Annotated in this window: 22 protein-coding genes and 7 pseudogenes; 25 read left to right on the top strand and 4 right to left on the bottom strand. The window is 60.9% G+C overall.

The window, feature by feature from the left end:
• Window positions 1-31: 31 nt before the first annotated feature.
• Window positions 32-109 (bottom strand): annotated as a pseudogene (locus tag AC57B6_RS09865) (hypothetical protein); the annotation flags it as partial.
• A 78-nt stretch (window positions 110-187) separates the two neighbouring features.
• Between AC57B6_RS09865 and AC57B6_RS09860 the strand changes: the two are divergent.
• From AC57B6_RS09860 to AC57B6_RS09845, 4 genes and pseudogenes are all read left to right on the top strand, one after another.
• Complete coding sequence (locus tag AC57B6_RS09860; protein ID WP_496421143.1) at window positions 188-535, top strand: mercuric ion transporter MerT; 348 nt, start codon at window positions 188-190, stop codon at window positions 533-535.
• Window positions 536-563: 28 nt separating this feature from the next.
• Complete coding sequence (gene merP / locus AC57B6_RS09855; protein WP_496421142.1) at window positions 564-854, top strand: mercury resistance system periplasmic binding protein MerP; 291 nt, start codon at window positions 564-566, stop codon at window positions 852-854.
• Window positions 847-2,547 (top strand): annotated as a pseudogene (gene merA / locus AC57B6_RS09850) (mercury(II) reductase). The gene merP and the pseudogene merA (AC57B6_RS09850) overlap by 8 nt, the downstream one beginning before the upstream one ends.
• A gap of 58 nt (window positions 2,548-2,605) precedes the next feature.
• Window positions 2,606-3,016, top strand: a complete 411-nt coding sequence (locus AC57B6_RS09845) for a MerR family transcriptional regulator (protein ID WP_496421141.1) — start codon at window positions 2,606-2,608, stop codon at window positions 3,014-3,016.
• A 55-nt stretch (window positions 3,017-3,071) separates the two neighbouring features.
• On the opposite strand, the gene AC57B6_RS09840 is transcribed toward AC57B6_RS09845, so the two are convergent.
• The gene (locus AC57B6_RS09840) at window positions 3,072-3,527 is read right to left on the bottom strand and encodes a hypothetical protein (protein WP_496421140.1); all 456 of its coding nucleotides are present in this window, start codon (window positions 3,525-3,527) and stop codon (window positions 3,072-3,074) included.
• Between the two features lie 103 nt (window positions 3,528-3,630).
• On the opposite strand from AC57B6_RS09840, the gene AC57B6_RS09835 reads away from it, so the two are divergent.
• The 21 genes and pseudogenes from AC57B6_RS09835 to AC57B6_RS09735 all read left to right on the top strand — a co-directional run.
• On the top strand, window positions 3,631-4,659 hold the full coding sequence (locus AC57B6_RS09835) for a patatin-like phospholipase family protein (protein ID WP_496421139.1): 1,029 nt from the start codon (window positions 3,631-3,633) through the stop codon (window positions 4,657-4,659).
• Window positions 4,660-4,744: 85 nt separating this feature from the next.
• Entirely contained in the window at window positions 4,745-4,990 is a 246-nt protein-coding gene (locus AC57B6_RS09830; protein ID WP_496421138.1) for a broad-spectrum mercury transporter MerE, read from the top strand.
• A gap of 418 nt (window positions 4,991-5,408) precedes the next feature.
• Complete coding sequence (gene merA, locus AC57B6_RS09825; RefSeq protein ID WP_496421137.1) at window positions 5,409-7,046, top strand: mercury(II) reductase; 1,638 nt, start codon at window positions 5,409-5,411, stop codon at window positions 7,044-7,046.
• Between the two features lie 46 nt (window positions 7,047-7,092).
• Complete coding sequence (locus AC57B6_RS09820; RefSeq protein ID WP_496421136.1) at window positions 7,093-7,197, top strand: DUF3330 domain-containing protein; 105 nt, start codon at window positions 7,093-7,095, stop codon at window positions 7,195-7,197.
• Window positions 7,198-7,321: 124 nt separating this feature from the next.
• A complete protein-coding gene (locus tag AC57B6_RS09815) occupies window positions 7,322-7,735 on the top strand; it encodes a MerC domain-containing protein (protein WP_496421135.1) in 414 nt (137 codons plus the stop codon).
• Window positions 7,736-7,822: 87 nt separating this feature from the next.
• The gene (gene merB, locus AC57B6_RS09810) at window positions 7,823-8,482 is read left to right on the top strand and encodes an organomercurial lyase (RefSeq protein WP_496421134.1); all 660 of its coding nucleotides are present in this window, start codon (window positions 7,823-7,825) and stop codon (window positions 8,480-8,482) included.
• An 18-nt stretch (window positions 8,483-8,500) separates the two neighbouring features.
• Entirely contained in the window at window positions 8,501-9,394 is an 894-nt protein-coding gene (locus tag AC57B6_RS09805; protein ID WP_496421133.1) for a patatin-like phospholipase family protein, read from the top strand.
• A gap of 497 nt (window positions 9,395-9,891) precedes the next feature.
• Window positions 9,892-10,122: pseudogene (locus tag AC57B6_RS09800) on the top strand (hypothetical protein); the annotation flags it as partial.
• A gap of 511 nt (window positions 10,123-10,633) precedes the next feature.
• Entirely contained in the window at window positions 10,634-12,508 is a 1,875-nt protein-coding gene (locus AC57B6_RS09795; RefSeq protein WP_496421132.1) for a glycoside hydrolase family 15 protein, read from the top strand.
• A gap of 26 nt (window positions 12,509-12,534) precedes the next feature.
• A complete protein-coding gene (locus AC57B6_RS09790) occupies window positions 12,535-13,884 on the top strand; it encodes a dihydrolipoyl dehydrogenase family protein (RefSeq protein ID WP_496421131.1) in 1,350 nt (449 codons plus the stop codon).
• Window positions 13,885-13,909: 25 nt separating this feature from the next.
• Window positions 13,910-14,077 carry an SDR family NAD(P)-dependent oxidoreductase gene (locus tag AC57B6_RS09785; RefSeq protein ID WP_496421130.1) on the top strand — a complete coding sequence of 56 codons (168 nt, stop codon included), beginning with the start codon at window positions 13,910-13,912 and terminating at the stop codon, window positions 14,075-14,077.
• A 65-nt stretch (window positions 14,078-14,142) separates the two neighbouring features.
• Window positions 14,143-14,280: a sigma factor-like helix-turn-helix DNA-binding protein gene (locus tag AC57B6_RS09780; protein WP_496421129.1), complete on the top strand. Its 138-nt coding sequence runs from the start codon at window positions 14,143-14,145 to the stop codon at window positions 14,278-14,280.
• Window positions 14,281-14,338: 58 nt separating this feature from the next.
• On the top strand, window positions 14,339-14,998 hold the full coding sequence (locus AC57B6_RS09775) for an NrsF family protein (protein ID WP_496421128.1): 660 nt from the start codon (window positions 14,339-14,341) through the stop codon (window positions 14,996-14,998).
• 162 nt (window positions 14,999-15,160) lie between these two features.
• Window positions 15,161-15,439, top strand: a pseudogene (locus AC57B6_RS09770) (BufA1 family periplasmic bufferin-type metallophore).
• Window positions 15,440-15,603: 164 nt separating this feature from the next.
• Complete coding sequence (locus AC57B6_RS09765; RefSeq protein ID WP_496416442.1) at window positions 15,604-16,623, top strand: IS110 family RNA-guided transposase; 1,020 nt, start codon at window positions 15,604-15,606, stop codon at window positions 16,621-16,623.
• A gap of 279 nt (window positions 16,624-16,902) precedes the next feature.
• A pseudogene (locus tag AC57B6_RS09760) lies at window positions 16,903-17,106 on the top strand (IS5/IS1182 family transposase); the annotation flags it as partial.
• 220 nt (window positions 17,107-17,326) lie between these two features.
• Window positions 17,327-18,856, top strand: a complete 1,530-nt coding sequence (gene istA, locus AC57B6_RS09755) for an IS21 family transposase (protein WP_496421297.1) — start codon at window positions 17,327-17,329, stop codon at window positions 18,854-18,856.
• A 5-nt stretch (window positions 18,857-18,861) separates the two neighbouring features.
• Window positions 18,862-19,650, top strand: a complete 789-nt coding sequence (gene istB, locus AC57B6_RS09750; protein WP_496421296.1) for an IS21-like element helper ATPase IstB — start codon at window positions 18,862-18,864, stop codon at window positions 19,648-19,650.
• Window positions 19,651-19,877: 227 nt separating this feature from the next.
• A pseudogene (locus AC57B6_RS09745) lies at window positions 19,878-20,087 on the top strand (IS5/IS1182 family transposase); the annotation flags it as partial.
• A gap of 556 nt (window positions 20,088-20,643) precedes the next feature.
• Entirely contained in the window at window positions 20,644-20,841 is a 198-nt protein-coding gene (locus AC57B6_RS09740; protein ID WP_496421127.1) for a hypothetical protein, read from the top strand.
• A gap of 97 nt (window positions 20,842-20,938) precedes the next feature.
• A pseudogene (locus tag AC57B6_RS09735) lies at window positions 20,939-21,043 on the top strand (IS5/IS1182 family transposase); the annotation flags it as partial.
• An 89-nt stretch (window positions 21,044-21,132) separates the two neighbouring features.
• Here AC57B6_RS09735 and AC57B6_RS09730 read toward each other — a convergent pair.
• Both AC57B6_RS09730 and AC57B6_RS09725 read right to left on the bottom strand, forming a co-directional pair.
• Complete coding sequence (locus AC57B6_RS09730) at window positions 21,133-22,281, bottom strand: porin (protein WP_496421126.1); 1,149 nt, start codon at window positions 22,279-22,281, stop codon at window positions 21,133-21,135.
• Between the two features lie 221 nt (window positions 22,282-22,502).
• Window positions 22,503-23,405, bottom strand: coding sequence for a LysR family transcriptional regulator (locus AC57B6_RS09725; RefSeq protein ID WP_496421125.1), 903 nt, complete (start codon window positions 23,403-23,405; stop codon window positions 22,503-22,505).
• Window positions 23,406-23,464: the final 59 nt, after the last annotated feature.

Raw genomic sequence — 23,464 nt, 5'->3', positions numbered from 1 at the left:
GTGCCGGTAACACGCCGATTCGGTGATAGTAACGCACTGTTTCCACGTTTACGCCGCCTGCCTGCGCCAGTTGTCCGATCGTGTACGTCGTTTCATTGTCCGCGGCCATCAAAATTCCTCCTTGCATCCGTACCTGACTCCGTTCGTAAGCTTAATACATCTTCTACCGCACAAAGAGATTTCCAAGATGACCTCCGACAACCTAAAAAAATCGACGCCGATGCTGATCGGTGGGCTAGGCGCGATTCTCGCGTGTTGTCTGGGACCGCTGGTGCTGGTCGGACTTGGCTTTAGCGGGGCGTGGCTTGGCAACCTGACGCGGCTCGCGCCCTATCGCCCGTGGTTCCTTGGCGCGGCACTGCTTGCGCTCGTTTTCGCGGGTAAGCGAATTTACCGACCCGCAGACGTCTGCAAGCCAGGGGAGCTTTGCGCCGTTGCGCAACCGCGCCGGATCTCCAAGACCGTTTTCTGGATCGCCGTCGCGCTCGTCCTGCTCGCGTTGGGCTTTCCCTTTGTGGCCAAGCTTTTTTATTAACTTAAAGTCTCGCCTCAGGAGTCGCATCATGAAAAAACCGCTCGGCGCGTTGCTTGTCAGCCTTGCCTGTTCCGCACCGGTTTGGGCAGCCAATCAGACCGTCACGCTGGCGGTACCTGGCATGACCTGCTCCGCGTGTCCCATTACGGTCAAGCATGCACTGGGTAAGGTGCCCGGCGTCTCGAAGGTTGACGTCAGTTTCGAGCAAAAGCAGGCAGTGGTGACGTTCGATGACAGCAAAACCAACGTCAACACGCTGGTCAAGGCGACCGCCGACGCCGGGTACCCCTCGCAGCCGAAGGGGGGCCCCAATGAATGAACTACGGCTTGCAGTCAGCGGCATGCATTGCGCCGAGTGTGAGAGCAAGGCGGCGAACTATTCCAAGAAAACCGTCTATGTCGAGGCAGCGCCTGCACTCGACAGCCGGCGGCTGCTCGACGCGGTACGCGGCCAGGGCTACGGCGCGCGCCTGCTCGATGGCGGCCCATATCGCGAGCCGTGCCGCGAAAGCGACACACGCTGTCGTCCGGCGCACCGCGCCCGGACAGGCGGCTTGATGCCGGGGTCCGGCACGGTCGGTGGGCAACTTCAGCGCCAAGGTAGCGGCGAACCGGCGCTACACGCGTCCATCATCGGCAGTGGCGGCGCCGCGTTCGCCGCGGCGATGCGTCTCGCCAAAGAAGGCGTGCAGGTTACGCTCGTCGAGCGCGGCAGCACCGGCGGCACGTGCGCCAACATCGGCTGCGTACCGTCCAAAATCATGATTCGTGCGGCGCATATCGCGCATCTGCGCACGTTCAGTCCGCTTGACGCCGGGATTGGTGCAGACGACACGGTACGCGTCGAGCACCGTGCGTTGCTCGCCCAACAACAGGGACGAGTCGACGAACTGCGTCACGCGAAGTATGAAGGTATCGTCGCGAGCAATCTGAACATTTATTTGGTCCGCGGTGAAGCGAGCTTTTTGAACCGCCAGACCCTGCGGATCGTCAAAGACAGCGGCGATGAACAAACCCTGCGTTTCGATCGGGCGCTGATCGCGAGCGGCGCGAGCCCGCAGATTCCGCCTATTTCGGGATTGGCCGAGACGCCCTATTGGACGTCGACCGAAGCGTTGGCTGCGGAGGCGCTTCCGACGCGCTTGATCGTCATCGGTTCGTCTGTGGTTGCCGTTGAGTTGGCGCAGGCGTACGCGCGACTGGGAAGCCAAGTGACCGTTCTGGCCCGAAGCACGCTCCTGTTCAGGGAAGATCCCGATATCCGCGCGCACCTCACGCGGGCGTTCGAGGCCGAAGGCATCCGCGTACTGAATCACACTCAGGCGCAACGGATTACGCTCATGCGCCGCGAATTCGTGCTGGATACTCACCACGGCGAATTGCGGGCCGAACGGCCGCTCGTCGCAACCGGCCGCGCGCCCAACACCGAGGCGCTGAACCTCGACGCCGCTGGCGTCAGGACCGAAGGACGCGGCGCGGTCATGGCGGATGAGCATCTGCAGACCAGTGTGCCGACCATCTACGCGGCCGGTGACTGCACAAACCAGCCAGAGGTTCGTGTACGTGGCCGCAGCGGGAGGCACGCGCGCGGCGATCAACATGCTGGGCGGCGTCGCTGAACTCGATCTGTCTGCCATGCCTGCGGTGATTTACACGGCCCCGCAAGTGGCGACTGTCGGCTACAGCGAAGCCGAAGCGCACCTGGCCGATATCGACACCGAGACCCGCAGCTTGACGCTCGACAATGTGCTGCGGGCACTGTCGAACTTCGATACGCCCGGCTTCATCAAGCTGGTGGCTGCAGCCGGCACCGGACGGTTGATTGGGGCGCAGATCGTTGCCGCCGACGCGGAGAGATTGTCCAGACTGCGGCTGTCGCCGTGCGCGCTCGCATGACGGTGCCGGATCTCGTGGCCATGCTATTTCCGTATCTGACCATGGTCGAGGGCCTCAAGCTATGTGCGCAGACTTTTATGAAAGACGTGAAGCAGTTGTCCTGCTGCGCCGGCTGAGCACATCCCTGGGGGCGTTTGGCACGAGGCCGCACCACCCGGGCGAAAGGAGGTTTTCATGTATGCCCCTGAGGGACTCTTGACGATGTCGCAGCTGGCGCAGGCCAGCGGGGTGAGCGTGCATGCGATTCGCTGCTACGTCGCGGAAAAACTCGTCCCGCGCGCCGGCAAAACCGACGGCGGGCACGGCCTGTTCGATCGCGAAGCGGTAGAACGGCTTGCAATCATTCGCGCAGCGCGCGACGCTGGCCTGCCGTTACAAAGTATCCGCCCCTTGCTGCACGCGCTGAACAGGTGCGAGCCGGCTGCGGTAGCGGCCAGCATCGCAGAAGTCGATCTTACGTTGCAGCGCTGTCAACGACAGCTTGCTGCGTTGTCCGTACTGCTGCAACACCTGCGAGATGCTGGACCGGACACCGGCGGTCGGACACGAGAGAGCATGGCACCGCTTGGGCAGAGCTCCGCATGATGACGCGCCAGTCGTGCGGCGTTGCTGCGCTGAGGCTGGCTCCGGCAAACGGTGATCATTGCTCCGTGGTCTCCCCGAGTTCCTGCAGGCCAGGCTGCCAGCACAAGCTGCGATGGCGGCTTGCGCCACCGACACAGATCGAAGACGAAGCCAGACGATGCTCGAGGCCGCGCGTTTCACCCACCGCCGGGATGTCTGCGAGGCCAGCGTCACCAGGTGATCGTGCGACGGCCACGCGTTGGCTGGTCGGCATGCTGAGTGCAACGTAGCAGAGCACGATCGGGCAGTTGCACGGCAGGCCAGCGTCGCGGACGAAACCGTGAAGCCGCTCATCGACGATGGTGGCCCGGAAACGCAAGGATTTGCCGAGACAGGCGAGCTGCGCATGACGCCGTCTCGCTGGGGTGATCCGGCAGCAGCATTGGAAAAGACGCGCTGCCAGGGAATTGGCATCAGCGCGAGCCACGGTGGCGTTCCACTTGATCGCGCGCGAAGCAAGCTTCGGGTCCATTCGCATGTGTCGTGGCTTGGCGGCAGCGTCCTTGCCAGGAGCACACGAAAACGCTTATCCCGCTCGCGGATCCGCTCAGCGAGCGGGCATGACGGAGGCCCCCATGGCCGGCAGCACAACCAAACCGAAGAAAATCGCACTCGCCCTCCAAGGCGGTGGTGCTCACGGGGCTTTCACATGGGGGGTCCTGGATCGATTGCTTGCAGATGACCGACTTATGATCGACGCGATCAGCGGCACCAGCGCCGGCGCGATGAATGCCGCCGTGCTGGCCGATGGTTTCGAGAAAGGTGGAGCACAGGGCGCGAGGGATGGGCTCAATCGTTTCTGGGAAGCGATCGCGCGTGCTGGGGCGTTCAGCCCGTATCGATCGGCGCCGTGGAATCCCTTTGGCTTCAATCCGGTTGTGTTCCTGCCCTGGTACGAGTGGCTCGGGCAAATGTTCTCACCCTATCAGCTCAATCCATTCAACATTAACCCGCTGCGGACCTTCCTGACCGAAGCAATCGATTTTGATTGCGTGCGCACTTGCCAGAAGATCAGGTTATATATCTCGGCCACCAACGTACGAACCAACTGTCTGCGCATTTTTACCGGCAAGGAATTGTCCGTCGACGTGCTGCTGGCGTCGGCATGCTTGCCCCAGATTTATCAGGCGGTTCAGATTGACGCCGACTACTACTGGGATGGCGGCTATATCGGAAATCCGGTACTCGCGCCCCTCATCGACGAATGCCCGGATTTCACTGACCTTCTGATTGTTCAAGTCAACCCCGTCCAGCGGGACGAGGTGCCCCGTACGGCAGCGGAGATCGCGGACCGCGTCAACGAAGTGAGTTTCAACAGCAGTCTGATACGGGAACTCCACGCAATCGCCAATCTGACCCGTTTGATCAAGGCCGGCATCGTCAAGGATCCGCGCTACGAGTGCGTCTATCTTCACCGGATCACTGCCGAACGAGCGTTTCAACGTCTCGGCGGGCACAGTAAGTTCGATACGAGCCCGGCGTTTCTCCATGATCTTCGCGACCTCGGGCGCGAGCGGACCGGACGTTGGCTTGACAAACACTTCAATGATCTCGGCCGCGTGTCCACACTGGAGTTGCCGGCCTGTTTCGAACGAGCCGCCTAAGTCGGGGTTTGGCCTTACCTGCCGTAACGACGCTTCAGGCTCGCTCCCGAGGTGCACGAACCGGAAGCCTTCAAAGGAGAAACGTATGCAACGATCCATCGAACCCGGTTCGCCAAGTCAGCGCCGCATGGGCGGCTATGCGGCGGCGGTCCTGGCGGCGCTGACCTGTCCCTGCCATCTACCGCTGCTGCTCGTGCTGCTTTCCGGGACGGTGGCGGGCGGCTTCCTGAGCGCGCATATGGGCGTTGCGCTCGCGCTGTTCGGGCTGCTCTTTCTGTTATTTCTAGTCGTAGCCTGGCGTGCGCTGCGCGGTCGAGCAAACCAGAGCTAAGCCTTCCGTGACGTCGTCATGCTGCCGCGCCACGATCGGCGAGCGGCCCCGAGCGCCCGCAACGCGAGGCGTACCACACAGGCGGGGATAGCGCTTGACTCTGTACTAAGGTACGCATCTACGCTGTCAGTAAGTTCATCCCACCCATGGGGCCATGCTCATATCCCAAGTCATGCGCCGCGTGGGAATTATTGACGCAAAGGAGGAGTTCGTGAGCAAGCTGATCATAGTCGGCGCCATTGCGCTTTTGGTCGTGTGTTGCGTTTTGACGACCGCGTTCATCCATTGACTGCCGAGCTGGCCCAGCCCAATCCACCCCTCTGCGGCGGCGACCGCGTAACGCAGCAGCGGCAGGCCCAGAGCACAAGATGTATGGCCCCACGCCGCCATGGCGCCACTGACGAAGGAGGTAAGCGAGATGACGCAACGCACGTTCCGCATTACCGGCATGACCTGCGATCGCGGCGCGCACACCATCGAGCGCGCGCTGAATGCGGTGTCAGGTGTCGCCGCACGGGTTTCTTTCGAACAAGGCCTGGCTTCGGTAGACAGCCCCCCAGAGGTGGGGGTGGGCGATCTCATCGCAGCGGTCCCGGCGCCCTATGGTGTCAGTCTGCTTGACGAGTCAAGCGCGGTACCAGAGCACGTAAGGCGCGGCGCTCCCGGCCTGCATATCGCGATTGTCGGTGGCGGCTCAGCAGCCTTTGCCTGCGCGATCCGTGCGGCGAACGAGGGGGCGCGAGTGACGCTGATCGAAAGGGACGAGGTCGGCGGAACCTGTGTGAACGTCGGCTGCGTGCCCTCGAAGATCATGATCCGGGGCGCGGATATTGCCCATCTGCAAACGGCCCATCCCTTCGAGGGGATCGAGCACCACACGCCCGCCATCGATCGCGCCGCACTGGTCGCGCAACAGCAAGCGCGCGTGGAAGAGTTGCGCCAGGCGAAATACCAAAGCATTGTCGATGGCAATTCCAACATCACGCTGCTGCGAGGCAGCGCCCGGTTTATCGACCCCTCGACCCTGCTGATAAAACGCCCGGACGGGACGGAGACCCGGCTTGTTGCGGATCGCGTGCTGATCGCCAGCGGCGCCGCACCGGCGATCCCGCCTGTTCCTGGCCTGCAGGGGACGCCGTTCTGGACCTCGACTGAAGCCCTGGTCGCCGAGATCGTACCCGAGCATCTGATCGTGCTGGGAGGCTCCGTAGTCGGGCTGGAGATCGGCCAGGCGTTCCTGCACCTGGGTGCCAGGGTCACCGTGATTGAACTGTTCGCGCTGCTGCCGAAATTCGAACCGGAGATCGGCGCCGGCCTACGGCAGATCCTCGAACACGAGGGCGCACGAGTGCTGACTCAGACAGAAATCACGCACGCGCGTTTCGAACAGGGCAAGTTCATTCTGCAGGCCGGCGCGCAAACCGTCACGGGCGACCGGTTACTGGTGGCTACCGGACGCCGGCCCAACACCGCCGGTCTGGGCCTTGCGGATATTGGCGTAGCGACCGATCGCTCCGGCGCCGTCGTGACCGATGATCACCTGCGCACCTCGGTCGAACATATCTACGCCGCGGGCGACTGTACCGACCTGCCGCAGTTCGTGTACGTGGCGGCGGCGGCCGGGACCCGCGCAGCGGTCAACATGACGGGGGGCGAGGTGGCACTGGACCTGGCCACGATGCCCTCGGTCGTGTTCACCTCCCCGCAGGTGGCGTCGACGGGGCTCACCGAGCAGGAAGCAAAATATCGCGGACTTGACCCCGACACGCGCACCCTGTCGTTGGCCGATGTGCCGCGCGCCCTGGCGAATTTCGATACGCGCGGTTTCATCAAGCTCGTTGCCGACAGGAGTGCGGGGCGGCTGCTGGGCGTGCATATTCTGGCGGCCGAGGCCGGAGAGATGATTCAGTCGGCGGCACTCGCACTACGCAACCACATGAGTGTGCAGGATCTCGCGGATCAACTGTTCCCGTACCTGACGATGGTCGAAGGGCTGAAGTTGTGCGCCCAGACCTTCACCATGGATGTGAAGCAGCTGTCATGCTGCGCCGGATGATCGACCGGCGGGCTTAAGCAGGCCAAATGCAGGGAGGCAGGCAGGCATGGTGGACGAACAGCAACCAGCCGACCCTGCGCAGCTGAGCTGCGCCGTGTGCTGCGCGGAAGTGCCAATTTCTGCGGCACTCAGCGCGGAAGGAACAGAGTAAGTCCTGCATTTCTGCGGGTCGGCGTGCTACGCGAAGTTCTGCGCACGCGCCATCGACTCCGCGCAGATGTCGGCGCAATGATCTCGCGGGGCAGGCGAGCTGGGTATTAACCGGGAGTAAGCAAATGGCTTCATCACACAACGGCGGCGGCATCTGGGCCCATCATCTGGACAAGATCGGCGTGGGCGGCACGGTCCTGGCGGCGCTGTGTTGTCTGGGTTTCCCCGCCTTGCTGGCGGTCGTGTCGGCCATCGGGCTCGGCTTTCTCGTCAAGAACGCTATCCTCGTCCCCCTGCTTGTGGCGTTCCTGCTCATTGCGTTGGCGGGACTCTACCTCGGCACGCGCCGGCACGGCCAGTGGTGGGCGTTCGGGCTCGGCTTGGCGAGCGGTACTGATGTTCACAGCAGTGGCAATCATCCAAAACACCGTGCTGGCCGGCGTCGGCATCGCCGGGTTGATAGCGGCGAGCGTGCTCAATGTGTGGCTTCGGATCCGGCAAATTCAGCCACGCTGAGCCGCCGCTCGCAAAGACGCTGACATGTCTCCAGCACTGACACCGCGAAACGTGTGCAATAGGGTGACTCCGAGCCCTTGTGATCGGATCCCGCTCGGTATGGACAAACTATGGCGCCTCTGAGCGAAACCCGTCGCGAGCGCACGGCCTTGGTGCTGGGTGCGTTGCAAAAACTACGGGACAGCTTTCCATTGCAGGCACGCATCGAAAGCACGGATCCCGCGGTCCAGGCCGCGTATCTCCGCTTGCTGGACCATTGGGTGCATGAGGGCAGGCCCGATGCGATGCCGGATGTCTCGCCAACGCTGCTTCAGGCGTTGCTTGACATCGATGCGGTGGTGATCGACGCGCATGGCATCGGGTGTTACCCGTTTAGCGCCCGCGAAACAGGCATCCGCGTACAGTTCGCGGAAAGCAGCGTGCATGCCATGTGCGCGATCGACGCACTGGCGATTCCACGCCTGGTGCGGCACGCATCGCGCATCATGTCCCGATGCGCGTTGTGCCGTTGCCATCTCGACTGCGCGGTCGCAGCCAATGGGCACGTGGATGGCGGCAATCCGCAGGGGATTCGCGTGATGTGGCGTCCCCACACCGAAAGCCGCCCATGGGGCGACAGTCTGTGCACGAGCATCGCGTTCGTCTGTCGACATTGCGCGGTTCCTCCGGGTGTCGCACAGTTCACGTTGCCCGAAGCTGCGGCGATAGGCAACGCCACCTTCTCATTCCAGAAACGCTTGCTGGAACAGACGCGGCCGGAACCTGGCTAGCATCGGGGGAGCAAAGCCATGAGCGTTGCGACCGACATGAAAGCTCCCATAGCACTGGTTCTATGCGGCGGCGGGAGCGGCGGGGCGATGGAAGTGGGCTTTTACCGGGCCATCCGAGAGCTGGGGATAGTGGCCGACCTCGTCCTCGGCAGTTCGATTGGCGCGCTCAACGGGGCCTGCATTGCCGCCGGCATGCCTCATGCACAGATCGCCGACCTATGGTGCGCGTTCCGGCTGCGCAACGGCGTTTCCTTTAACTGGCAAGGGCTCCTTACCCCTCGGCATTACCCGGGTTGCTTCACGTTTGATCCGCTGCGCCAGCTGTTGCGCAACGTACTTCCGGCGACTCGGTTCGAGGATCTGCAGATCCCGTTGCACGTCGTGGGTACCGATCTTCAACTGGGGACCGCCGTCTACTGGAGCGGGAGTGGCGATCTGATCGAACCGGTTATCGCAAGCATGACGCTACCGGGTTTATTCCCGCCGGCAGAGATCGACGGTCATCAATTCGTGGATGGCAGCATCGCGAACAATGTACCGCTGGACCGGGCGATCGAACTGGGGGCGCGCACCATCCTGATGGTGTCGTGCGCGTGCTGTGAATTTACGTCGCGGCCATTTCAGGGGGCGCTGCGCATCCTCGCACGCAGCTTTTCCATCGCACTGGATCGCAAGTTTGCGGTGGAGCTCGAAAGCTGCGGCACACGGGTGCACATCCATCAGGTACGCCCGCGCTTTCCACATATGATCGATCTGCTGGACTTCAGTCATACCGCCGAACTGATGGAAACAGCGTACCGCCAGACGCTCGACTATTTCAATCAGCCGAACACCGGTGACAGCGCAGTGGATTCTCCTGACAGCACTGTCACCGAATTAGCCTTGGTGGCCCCTTCGGCCAAGACCTGCTGAAACGGTCTGCTTCTCCGAGTTGCATCGCCAACCTCGCCAGGCCCAATACGCATACGTCTGGCCGTCAAGCCGATACTTGGCATCCGGCTCGCCGTTCGTCGCTTCGCGTCATGGACGTGCAGAGCGGTACCCGACACACAGTGCGCTCGTCAACACGCGTCGCGCCGACGGTTATTCTGCTTGCCCGTCGTATCAGTTGCGGTGCGTCGCGTCGTAACGTTCGCGATTGCGCCGAAGCGTTTCTGTACTGGGGGGTAGGCGGTATTGTGGTTGATGAGAAACACGCCTTGTCGCTGAGCTTCAATGAGCTCCAGATAGACCTGTTGACGTGTCTTTCCGCCGTTGACCCCAGCCGGCGCAGAGGACGTTTGCGCGCCACCTCGTCGGGCTCACCGAGGATGAAGCGGGGGAGCAAGGGCCTTCACTTCAGACTGAACCACCGGGCCATGGCGGATTAGAAGGTTGTTCGTCATGTCCAGGAGGATACGGCGGCCTACAAGGGGTTGATCGATGAGGGTACCGAACGGATCCTTGGCGCACCCATCCTCGGTCCGAACGCGGAGCATACGATCAACATTTTCGCGCTGGCGATGCTGCTCGGATTAAGTGGACGATATGGAGCGATTCACGTCTGCTTTCCCCGCGGCAGAATCCAATGTCTTCCGCATGCTGGTTTAAGAACCACCTTTTCTGAAAAAGGAAGGGCGCTTTTCAAAGATGTAGCATAACACCGGATTTAAGGTTTAGAGCCTTGGTGCGACTAACGAATCGGCATGCGAAGAATACGGTCAGCGCTCCGGCGCCATTACGATCGCAGTTCGGCTCTCTTCTTAAGGGGTTAGACCTAGCTTTTTATGTCTCGCTTGACCCCGTACCTGACTCCGCACTTATGGTCAATCAAGTCATAGCGTTTGCACGACCATAGCATTAGTAGGCCTGCGCGTTCCGCCCCTAAGGTTGTCCACGTGGCGCCGGCTAGAGCTCGTAACGTGCTCAGCCGTGATCGGTCGTTTGCGATGTATCTTTTGCGAAAGCTGGCCGAATACTTTCAAAATCGTCACTTTCACTCCACCACTGGCGAGGATAAGTGGACTGTAAAGGAGCGGAACGCGCATCAATAGACGTCCCTTATACGTTGCCGGAAGCAAACAGCGCCACCCTTCTTATCTCCCGATCATTGGGCGTACTGATAGCAACGTCAGGCCTCGTTATTGCGTCACGGTCATCTCAGGAGAAAAGGTGTCGACACCAAAACTCATTCTTGAAGAACGCAGAACCGGGCCTTACGTACCGATCCGAGACTACGCGCTGATCGGTGATTGTCACGGCGCGGCGCTTGTCAGTCTCGATGGCAGCGTCGACTGGTGCGCGTTAGGACGGTTCGATCAAGCACCGATTTGCTGGCGCATTCTTGATGCCTCTCAAGGTGGGCTGTTTCAAATTCGACCCGAAGAGAAGACCTATGCCACGCGTGAGTACCTGCCCCGCACCAACGTGTTGCGCACGACGTTCACTACGGAACAGGGCTGCGCAACGTTAACGGATTTTATGCCCATCAGCAGTAAGGCAGATTCATCGCTCCACGATACGAAGATTCCCGCTGCGCCAGGTTGGCTTATTCGCATCGTCGAAGCAACGGCGGGAGAACTCGTCTTACGTATCAGATTTGAGTCGAATGCCCGTGGCTTTGCCCCTGCCGCGCAGAACGGCAGCAGTGTTCGCGAAGCGGCGCTCTACAGCGACTGCGGGTTGTCCGGTAGCGATGTTGACAATCTAATAACATTGACCGCCGGGCAACGTTACGCGTTTATCGTGGCCACCGAGCCGCCCGCTGATTGTTCGGTGAGCCATGTCGATCAGCTCCTTTCGAACACACGATCCTTCTGGGAAAACTGGGTGAGCCAATGTTGCTATAACGGCCCCCATAACGATGAGGTCTACCGTAGCGCATTGGTTATCAAGCTTCTGACTTACGCGCCGACTGGGGCGATTGTGGCCGCACCCACCACCTCCCTGCCCGAGGAAATCGGCGGGGAGCGCAATTGGGACTATCGTTTCAGCTGGCTACGCGACTCGAGCCTGATGCTCAATGCGCTGGCTGCGTTGGGGTACAGCGCGGATGCAGCCCGCTTCTGCGATTTTCAGCGGTCATGTTGTGTCGCGACATTACCTGCGCTGCAGATCATGTTCGGCATCGACGGGGCGACGGATTTGACCGAGTACACACTTGATCATCTTGACGGCTATGGTCAGAGCCGCCCGGTGCGGGTTGGCAATGCAGCTCATGCGCAACAACAAGCTGATATCTATGGTGAAGTACTTGAGTGGCTCGCCGTCATGCGCGAATTACGGGGCGAACCCGATAGCACCCAGCAGGAGCTCGTGACTCGCATTGCCGACCACGTTGCGGACCATTGGCAGGATCGGGATCAGGGGTTATGGGAAATGCGCTCTGAGCCGCGTCACCACGTTCACAGTAAGTTGATGTCGTGGGTCGCGCTGGACCGGGCGATCCAGTTGGGCGGAGATCATTCGCGCTGGCGCGCGGCACGGGATGCCGTATTCGCGGCAATACTTGAACATGGCATGGATTCAAACAAGCAGTTCTTAGTACAAGCCTTCGGCTTCGATGTCATGGACGCGGCGCTGCTGCTGGCTCCAACGCTCGGCACGCCGCTGGACCACGAAATTCTTGTTCGCACGGTCGCAGCCGTGCGTACAGAACTGGGCTTTGGCGATTACGTGCGCCGGTACATCCCGAACGATGGCGTGTCCGGTTCCGAAGGCGCCTTCCTGATGTGCAGTTTCTGGTTGGTCGATGCGCTGCTTTTTACAGACCAGGCTGACGAAGCGCGAGCCTTGTTCGAGCGGCTTATCGAGAAAAGCAATGATGTCGGCCTTTATTCAGAGGAGATTGATCCGCAGACTGACGCGTTCCTTGGCAACTTTCCCCAGGGCTTTACCCATCTCGGATTGATCAACTCCGCCATAAATCTTGCGCTGTATGAGCGCGGCGGCGTCGAGGCCCTGCACGGCACGCAGGCGCAACGTACACGCCGAGCCACCGCCGGAATTCCGGCCGCTAAACTTGCTTCATCCTCCACCCATCCTTGACACGCCGAGACGGCGAAGGAGCTTCTATGACTAAGAACTACGATCTCGTAATCGTCGGAACGGGAACTGCCGCATCGGTGGCCGCGTCGCGGTGTCGCCACGCAAGTTGGAGTGTGGCGGTGATGGATTACCTGCCATTTGGTGGCACCTGCGCGCTACGAGGGTGTGACCCAAAAAAAGTGCTCGTCGGCGCGGTGGACGCGGTCGATCACGCCAATCGGATGCGTGATAAAGGCGTTGAGGGCGGCACACCGTCCATCGCGTGGCAGGAACTCATTGCGTTCAAGCGTACTTTCACGGATCCGGTACCGCCGATGAAGGAGAAGAGTTTTGCAAAAAACGGCATCGATTTCTACCATGGTCGTGGTGAATTCTGTGGGCCGCGCTCGATCAAAATAGGCGACGAAATTCTCGAGGCGCGTTTTGTGTTGCTCGCCGCTGGCGCGGTACCCAGAGCGCTCGGCATCCCCGGCGAGGAATACGCCATCACAAGCACGGAGTTCCTTGAGTTGGATAGCCTGCCGAAACGCATCGTCCTGATCGGCGGAGGCTACATTGCGGCTGAATTCGCCCATACCGCGGCTCGCTCCGGGGCGAAAGTCACTATTGTGCAGCGGCGCGACCGGCTTTTGCCACCCTTTGACGCCGAAGTCGTTGGCTGGCTGATGAAAAAATTCGATCAGATCGGCGTCGACCTCCGTTTCAACATGAAGATCGAGCGTATCGAGCGTAGCGGCGACGAGTTCAGAGTCGCGGTATCCTCGGGCGGTAAAAATGAACTCTTGTCGGCCGATCTCGTGGTTCAGGCGGCGGGCCGCGTTCCGGATCTCGCCCCGCTGAAACTTGATGTGGCCGGTGTGGACACGGAGGATGGCCGGATCAAGCTAAATGATTACCTTCAGAGCGTATCTAACCCGGCAGTTTATGCAGCCGGCGATTTTGCCCAAAAAGGGCCGCCGCTCACGCCGGTTGCCAGTCACGATGCCAAAGTCGCCGCCGAAAACATGCTCCACGGCAATCGGCGCAAGCCGAACTATGAAGGTGTGCCCAGCGTCGCTTTTACGCTCCCACCGCTGGCGTCAGTCGGTTTGACCGAAGAGGCCGCGCGCAAGCGCGGACTGAAATTCCGCATGCAGCATCAGGAAGCCGATGGCTGGTATACGGCGCAGCATGTTGCGGAAACGGTATACGGCTTTAAGGTTCTGGTAGAAGAAGGCAGCGACAAAATTCTCGGCGCCCATCTCGTGGGGCCCGGTGTCGACGAGGTCATCAACGTTTTCGCGCTGGCAATTCGTCAGGGAGTCACGGCCGAAGAACTCAAGGCGACGATTTTTGCTTATCCGACTGGCGCCTCCGACATCAGCTACATGCTGTAACGCTTGCTAATCAGGGAGTAACCTAATGCAGGATCAAACGAAACCGTTGGAGGGGCAGACGGCGCTCGTTACCGGCATGAGTTCGGGCATCGGTGCCGAAATCGCCCGAAAAATGGCACAGGCGGGTGTTGCGGTAGGCGTCACTACCGGGGGCACCGCGAGGCCGCTGAAGAAGTTGTTAGGGAATAGCTGACCAAAACGTAAAAATAAGATTGGAAATTATCAGAGGCACGCAGTTAATCGTAACGGGAGACCCCGGTGGACGGGGCAACGCTGAAAAAGGCCATCGCCGCGCTGCCACCGGGCCGGCGACAGGCGATCGAACTTCTGAAGCAGAAGGAAATGTCGCTGAAGGAGGCCTCGGCGACGACCGGGATGAGCATTGCGGCGTTATAGGTGGCAACTCATCGAGCGCTGAAGACCCTGCGCGCCATGCTGGCCGGGACCAAGTGACATGAATACCGAGGAACTCATCGACGCGCTCGCCGCGGACCTGAAGCCGGTCCGACGCCTGTTGCCCCCAGTCTGGCGTCTGATCGGTTGGCTCGCCGTATCGCTCCCGGTCACGGCCCTCCTGGTCGTAGCGATGGGCGTACGCCCCGATATCGATGCAAAGCTCGCTGATCCTGTCTTCCTGACTCAGGAACTGGCATTGCTGGTCACGGCGTTATTGGCTGGCTGGGCCGCGCTCGTCAGTTGCGTTCCGGGCGAGCGACGCTGGAAGCTGTGGGCACCTGTGGCCCCACTGGCCCTCTGGATGGCGACCTTGGGTCGTCAGTGCTGGGACGAATGGGTGCGTCTGGGGTTGAGCGGAATGGAGTTTCATTCCGACCTCATGTGCCTGCCGGCCATCGCCATGACCGGCGCAGTTCCGGCACTGGCGATCGTGCTCGCGGTCCGGCGTGGCTCGCGTTTGTACACTCCCTATGCCGTGTTGTGGGGGAGCCTCGCGGCCGCAGCGCTCGCCAATGTGGGACTGCGGCTCTTCCATATGGAAGATGCGGCGTTGATGGTAATCGTCTGGCAATTCGGCAGCGTGCTGCTGTTCACGGCTATCCTCACGCTTTGCCAGCGCTATCTGGTGCCGGTGCGCATAGCGCGCAGTCTTCGCTGATCGGGTTCGCCGCGTGGCAGGCGATGTGCCGTCCTTGATCGCCCGGTAACCTTTTTCCGCCTCCGACAAGTCTTGGGTATCGGTCACGCATCGAGGTCGTCAACGTCACGAGGTTTGGCTAGGGACCATCGACTTTTCGCCGCCACCACGCTGTCCGCAGCAATGGGGCTGGCGCTCGCAATGCAGGGTGTGTCGGCCAGCGCACAGGAAATGAAAGACATGTCTAATGCGCCGCCGATCGTGAAAGAAAACATGGCGAGAATGCAGAAGAATCACCTCGAAAAATGCTACGGAATCAATGCGGTCGCGAAGAACGACTGTGCCGAAGGCGCCCATTCCTGCGCCGGACAGGCCACCTAGGCACGCGACACCAAATCGTTCGTGCTGCTGCCGGCAGGGGTGTGCGGCAAGATTGCGGGTGGGGAGATGACCCCGGCCTGATCGACGATTGACCCGGCCATGTGTGGGCAGCGACAAATGGAATGAACGCCCCCACCTATCGGACGTTAGGAGCTGAAAAAGTGGACCCTCACGGGCCGACGGCATCAAAAGTGCCCAAATTGGAAGATCATGAAGGTCTTCACAGGCTAACCGGAGGGTCCGAGATGAAGTATACGACGGTCGGGGTCGACATCGCGAAGACGGTGTTCCAGCTTCACTGGGTAGATGCTGACACGGGGGAGATCGTCAGCCGGCAGCTCAAACGGGCGCTGTTTCTTGAGCACTTCGCGAACCGGGCTCCTTGCCTGATAGGGATGGAGGCGTGCGGCGGAGCTCAGCATTGGGCACGGCGGTTAATTGAGATGGGTCACCAGGTAAAACTGATGCCGGCGAAGTTCGTCAAAGCCTTCGTGATTGGCAATAAGAATGATCCGGCAGATGCACGCGCGATCTGGATGGCTGCCCAGATGCCAAGTAAAGCGGTCGCGGTGAAGACCGAGGCGCAGCAGGCAGTGTTAGCGCTGCACCGGATGCGGCAACAGAAAGTCAAGTTCCGGACCGCACAGATGAACGGTCTGCGCGGGCTGCTCACTGAATACGGCGAAGTGATGAGCAAGAGCCGGGCAGCGCTCGACAAAGCGATTCCCGCGGTACTTGCGAGACTTGCCGAGCGTCTGCCGGCGATGCTGATCGAGTCGTTGCGTGAGATGTGGAATGACCTCGAGCGCCTCGATAAGCAGATCGCCGACATCGAACGACGCTTGCAGACGTGGATGAAAGAAGACAAAGCGTGTCATGCGATCGCGGCGATACCCGGGGTGGGTTTGCTCACTGCGACCGCAGTGGTTTCGACTATGGGCGATCCGAAAGCGTTCAAATCCGGACGCGAGTTCGCGGCCTGGCTCGGTCTCGTTCCCGGACAAACGGGCACGGGCGGAAAGATTCAGTTGTTGGGCATCTCCAAGCGTGGCGACACGTATGTACGTACCTTGCTGATCCACGGTGCACGCAGTGTGCTCTTCCACGCGAAGGAGCCAGGTCCGTGGGTCGAGCAGATGAAAAAACGAAGACCGCCGAACGTGATCACCGTGGCACTGGCGAACAAGATGGCTCGGACGATCTGGGCAATCCTTGCACATGGCAAGCCGTATCAGAAGGAGCACGTGAGTACCAGGCTGGCCTGATGGTCAGAGCAGAAACAGAACATTTAAACTTTGCAGGGTGACGTCAAAGGTTGCGTTGGCAACGAGTGTGATGACAAGACAGGTCGGACCGGAACTCGCTAAACCTGAAAGATGATTCGAGCTTGGAGCTGTCACGATGTCGTGCTTGACGGTATCCACATGAGCATCGCTCACGTCCCTGTTTGCACTGGTCCCGACCCGATCCCGCCCGCGGCCGGGCTCGGGCTGCGCTTTACTCATCACCAGGCGTTCGTAGGCAGACGTCGGACGATCGGGTAACGCGTGATTGTTGATACAACGGTGCAGGAGAAAGCCATTGCTTACCCGAGCGACAGCCGCCTGCTCGAGATAGCGCGTGCCAAGCTTGTGCAACTGGCGCAACGAGCCGGGCGCACACTCAGACAGACCTATGCTCGCGAAGGCCGTCAATTGCGACGCCGCGCTGGCGGCTATGCGCATGCGAAACAATTCAATCGTCTACGCGTGTCACTGACCGGCGTTATGGAGCCATTCCGGGATCGGCGTATTGGCGCCACCGGATGATCGGCGCATAGGCGCCAGCGCAGGATCGGCGTTATGGCGCCAGTCGATGATCGGCGTATAGGCGCCACCGGCCCCGGGTGTTGAACGCGATTCGAACTTTCCAGATGGGTACGCTCCGTTCTTTCTGAACGGAGTGTCCATGACCAACCGGAGGTTCGAATTGTTTGAGTACCGTCAAGTCCTTGTCCGCATGCGGCAAGGCGATTCCGATCGCGACATCGCGCGTAGCGGCCTGATGGGTCGCAAGAAGTTGACCGCTGTTCGTCGTATGGCCGGCGAACGCGGCTGGCTGAATTCCGGGCAGCCGTTGCCTGACGATACCGTGATCGCCGGCGTGTTCGGTCGCACTCCACACTTGCCGAGCACATGCGTGTCCACGCTCGAACCGTTTCGTGAACAGATCCGTGACTGGCATGACGCCGGTGTTCAGGGTACGACGATCCACCACGCGCTCAAACGCAATCATGGCTACACCGGCAGCTACTCGGCGGTGCGCCGTATCCTGCTGGGCCTGAGGGCCGAACGCGGCGTACCGGCCACAACGGTCCTCGAGTTTGCGCCAGCGGAGGCCGCACAGGTCGACTTCGGCGCCGGGCCGGTACTGGCACATGAATCGGGTGCACAGATCAAGACGTGGTTCTTCGTCATGACCCTCTGCTGGTCCCGGCACCAGTATGTCGAGCTCGTGCTCGACCAGGCCGTCGAGACATGGCTGGCCTGCCACCGTCGCGCCTTCGAGTGGCTCGGTGGCTGCCCGGGTCGCATCATCATCGACAACGCGAAGTGCGCGATCACCAGAGCCTGCACGTACAGCCCGGAGGTCCAACGCTCGTACGCCGCGCTCGCGGAGGGATACGGCTTCCGGATCGACGCATGTCCGCCGCACGACCCGCAGAAGAAGGGAATCGTTGAGTCGGGCGTCAAGTATGTTAAGAAATCCTTTGTGCCGCTGCGCACGTTCCGCGACCTGACCGATGCCAACCGGCAGTTGCGCGAATGGATCATGCAGCAGGCCAGCATGCGCGAACATGGCACGACACGCGAGCAGCCGCTGGCGCGCTTTGCCATCGAGAAGCCGCTGCTCACGACGCTGCCAGACGTTGCGCCGGTGCTGGCTGTATGGAGCGAAGTCAAGGTGCATACCGACGGACACATCGTCTACAAGAAAGCGCTGTACTCCGTGCCGTTCACGCTGGTTGGCAAGAGCCTGTGGCTCAAATCCACCGATACGATCGTACAGCTGTTCCACCAGCACGAACTCATTGCAACCCATCCGCGACTGCGCAAGCCCGGCGATCGCCATACGGTGCGTGACCACCAGCCGCCGGCGGCGCAGGCGTGGCTCGAACACGATCCACAGTGGTGCCTGGCTCGCGCGAAGGAGATCGGGCCTTCCTGTCACGCGCTGGTTCTCGCGATGTTCAACGACACCGTGCTGGTGAACCTGCGTGGCGCGCAGGGCGTCGTCCGCATGCGCGAGAAGTTCGGCGATCAACGACTGGACGCCGCATGCGAGCGTGCGCTTGCATTCGCGAGCCCGAAGTACCGCACCGTCAAGACCATCCTCGACAAGGGACTGGACAGCCAGCCCGCCGTCGCAGCAGCGGCGCAAACGTCAACAGCGCCTGCTGACACCTATCTGAACGGCGGCCGCTTCGGTCGTGACCTCCACTCCCTTCTCCTGCATTGAACATCATGAATCCCAGTCCCGAACTGAGTGCGATCCTCAAGCAGCTGCGCCTGTCGGGCGTGCTCGACTCGCTCGAGCAGCGCAACCGTCAGGCGATCGACGGACAGCTCGCCTACACCGAATTCCTCGCCATGCTCCTGCATGATGAAGTCGCGCGGCGCGACCAGAAGAAGCTCGGCGCGCGTCTCGTGCGCGCGGGCTTCGGGCTAGGCAAAACACTGGAGACCTTCGACTTCGACCGGCTGCCGAAGCTCAACCGCGCGCACATCCACGATCTCGCCACCGGTCGTTACATCGACGAGAAGGTGGCCATCCTGATGGTCGGTCAAACCGGCGTCGGCAAGTCCCACATTGCGCAGGCGCTGGGCCACTGTGCTGCGCGTCAGGGGCGCGACGTGTTGTTCGTCACGCAAACCGATCTGATCAAAAAGCTGCATGCGGCCCGCGCCACGGGCCTCTACGAACGCAAGTTCCAGCAGTTCGTTCGCGTGCCGCTGCTGATCGTTGACGACTTCGCGCTCAAACCCCTGCGTGCGCCACACGACGAAGACTTCCACGATCTGGTGGCGGCAAGGTATGAGCGGGCGGCTACCATCCTGACATCCAATCTCGATCTCAGCGAATGGGGCGACGCCTTCCCCGACAACCGGGTTCTCGGCGCCGCGACACTCGACCGGCTACGCCACGGCGCCTACCGCATCGTCATCGAGGGCGAGAGCTTCCGCAAGCCCAAACCGATGCTTGAAAACGGCGAAAACGCCGTTGCAAAATCCAGTAAAAAACCGCATTCTTGAGGCCGTTCGAATCCGCGTTTGACACCCCTTCCAACTGGCGCCATTACGGCGATCATCCCCGGCGCCTTTACGCCGATCCGTGACAACGCGGCGCGCTCAAGCGCCAGCGAACGGTACTGGGGCGGGTGCTGCGCGACATTGAGCGCAAGCTGCACAGCGCGTCGGATGAACGACAGGCACAGCTGCTCGTCTGGCTCGAGAAAGCGTGGGCCATCTGCCGTCAACGTCCCAAACATAAGAACAAGCTGTAGCACTGCACGCACCGGAAGTCGAGGGTACCGGCAAAGTGCAAGACACGCCAGCCCTACGAGTTCGGCGTCAAGGTCAGCTTGGCGATCACCGACAAACGCGAGCTGATCGTGGGCGCCCGGTCGATAGCCGGCAACCCATACGACGGCCACATGCTGGCGGAACAGATCGAACGGACGGGCATTCTGTTAGAGAACGTTGGCACGTGGTTCGCCGCCCTACCGCTTGGCTTCACGGATGTGCAAAGCGATCCTCGCCACGCGCGGCGCTAGTCCACGAGAGCGGCGCGGTCCGCCACGCTGCTCGTCGGCGGGATCAGTTCGGATGCGTCGCGTCGTAGCGTTCGCGACCGCGCCGAAGCGTCTGCGCGCTCGCTGTTGTAAAGTTGACTGCGGCGGAGCCGGAGGCTGGAGCAGTCGCGACAGGTTCTTTCCGCGCTAGCTAACGAAGCGACGTCGGAAGAAGTCGTTCCCTCATCAACGCATTTCGCGGAGGCCGTGATGTGACGTTTTCTCTTGACTCCGTACCCCAGTCCGGATCTACGGTACTTTGTGAGTAGCCGATGTCCTGCAGTACATCGGCTACTCACTTGAGATGACTGTACCCAGGCGTTCGGAGCACGCCTGTCGGCAAAGATCTCGCATGCAAAGTCGTGGCGCCCGTCGCGCGGGCCACGCTCAACCGGCGCGACGGTTGCAACTCACGTTACCAGCGAACGTAACACCTATAGCCCAGGAGACGCAGATGCTGAGCCCTCACGAATTCGCAACTCTGATGCTGGTCAAGGACGCCCCGCATCCGACTGAACTGGATTACGCCGATCTCGACGCGCTCCTTGAACACCAGCTTGTCAGCCTGGTAGATCTGGCGTCCGGGTCCCAGGCTCCCCGCATCACAACCAAGGGGTATTCCGTCCTCAAGGCGTTCGAGCGAATTCAATAGGGGATTGCAAGTGGCCTGCGGTGGGCTCGGATGACAGGCGCACGTGCCCCACTAGCATCAGACGAAAACGGAAACGGCACTATTCCTGAGCACACCTCATTTTCGTCGCGTCTACACTCGCTACGACAAGCTTGCCAGCAACTGCTATCTTGCCTTCGCATCGCTGGCATTTGCCATCGGGTCTTTGGCGAAAATGGGAACAGGGCGTCGAGGATGCGCGCGTCATTGCTGCGTGCGCCGCTATCGGCGCACGCGCGATGTTGTCCGCTTAACGACGCGGTCGACGCTCGATTAAAACGAATGTCGAATGGCGAGCCGGGCAAGGAACTGATTCGCAGTCGACGAGGGTGTGTCCGCACCTGTGATGATGGCAGTATTGAGCGGTGCTGCGCTCGCCACGCCGCCCGACACGTGCTGATACATCCCTTGCACGTAGACGTCGGTCCGGTTTGACAGCTTGTAGTCGCCCATCAGGCCGACCTGATTCCACTTGGGCTTCGAGTTGCCCGCCGCGCTGTTGAAGCGACCGAGCGTGTAGTTGTACATCGCGCCGACGAAGATGTTTGGCGTGATCTGGTATTTGACGTTCAGTTCGAAGTTATCGAACTTCAGCGAACTCGCCTCATTGGCAAAATTGCCGACGTAGACCGATCCGGTCGCGTCCGTCAGGTCGGTGTGCGAGTAGACGAAGCCGACCGTCGTCGCTTGCCCGATCGTGTAGTTGATGCCTGCACCCCACACCCGTTCGCGGCCTGCGAAGAAGCCGGTATCGTCTGTGGCAAGTGAGCCGGTATTGTTTCCGCCCGGGTTGTTGATCTGCATGTACGCCGCGGCGATCGCAACCGGACCGCCGATGTACTGCGCGCCCAGGCTATACGAGCGGTTGTTCGCGAAGCCGCCTGCCTGATTGCTGAATCCGTAAAGGCCACCGAAGGTGAATCCGTTGTATGTATTGCTCGTGTACTTGACCGAATTGTTCAGGCGGAACGAGTTGTCGGTGTTGTCGTTGTCGAACGGATGCGATAACAGGTATCCCGCCCAGTTACCGTTGGCGGTGAGCGGCGCGAGATAGTCGAGAACGGAGTCGTATTGCCGCCCGAGCGTCACCGTGCCGAGCGTGGCCGAACTCAGGCCGACATAGGCTTGCCGCCCGAACATCCGATGGGCCTGGTTCAACGAACCCGAATTGACGTCGAAGCCGTTTTCCAGTTGAAAGATCGCCTTGATCCCGCCGCCAAGGTCTTCTCTACCCTTCAAACCCCAGCGGCTTCCCTGTGCGAAGCCGCTTTGCAACTCCACGTTGCTGTGACCGCCGACGTTGTTCGTGTAGTTCAAGCCTTCGTCGATGACCCCATACAGCGTCACGCTGCTTTGCGCCAGTGCGTACAGCGGAAAAACGACCGCACCCAGCGAGGCGCCTGAGACAAGCAATCTTTTCATATTTTTCATATCTACCGGTCCCGTGTGTGTGTGTGTGTGTGTGTTGGAATATCCGCACCGCGCCGCGCATGTTTGCGTCCTCGAACCGCCGGATCGACGCGAAGCGCGCGCGGGCCAGCACACTTTAGGGCGGCAGAAATGCGGCTCCGCTGCAATTCAGTATTGAAGAAAAGGCGTTGCGTTCAACCCACTCGAATCTTTCGCGAAGACTCCGATTGGTGTTACGACATCTCCGGTTGCCGATAACGGGCAACGGCGAAATCGACGAAACTGCGCACGCATTGCGTCATGTAGCGACGCCCCGCATAAAGCATCCACACGGTGCGTTCGTCGCCTTCGACGTCGAAGTCGTTCAGCAGCGGCTTGAGTGTGCCGGCATGAAGTTCCGGCTGGATGAGCAACCTGGGCAGGCGCGCGATGCCAAGGCCCGCCTGCACGGCTCGCTTCACCGCAAGCAGATTGGACGAAATGAAGATCGGATGCAGGGCGACCCGATGCGAGCCGTGAGCGTCGCAGAATTCCCAGTGGCGGCTCAGTGTATCCGACGCGAGTAGAACGTCGTGGTCTGACAGATCCTGCGGGATACTCGGCGAATTGCGCCGCGCAAGGTACGCCGGTGACGCTACGATCACGTCGCGAAGCTGCCCTAACGATCGGCACACGAGCGACGAATCGCGCAGCCGGCGTTTCACGCTAAAACACACGTCATAGCTGTTGGCAACGAGATCCTGCGCGCTTTCGAAGACCGTCACTTCGAAGCTCACGCGCGGTTCGGCCGCATGGTAAGCCGCCAGCAAATCGCTGAGGTCGGTTGCGGCAAAGGACTCGGGTGCGGCGATCTTCAACGAGCCGACCGACTTCCGCGTCGCGGACGAGATATTCGCTTCCAGGATGTCGAGTTGCTTGAGCAACTCCGTGCATCCTTGCCAGTATGCGTGGCCCGCGTCGGTCAGCGACACGTGCCTGGTCGTCCGGTTGAACAAGCGTATGTTGAGGTGTGTTTCCAGCATGGCGATGCCACGTGTGACGACCGCACTCGATACGCCGAGTTGCTTGGCCGCGGCCGCAAAGTTCAGCGACTCGGCGGCTTTCGCGAACACACGCATGGCGGTAAGCTGGTTCATGGCGACTTTGGAGACAAACGTCACAGGAGCTTGCCACACGCATGACGCCATCCGAACTG

This window comes from Paraburkholderia sp. BGA-UO-ETr-F12, assembly GCF_059567945.1.
The sequence above is the reverse complement of the archived record's forward strand: the minus strand, read 5'-3'. Positions and strand labels throughout refer to the sequence as shown.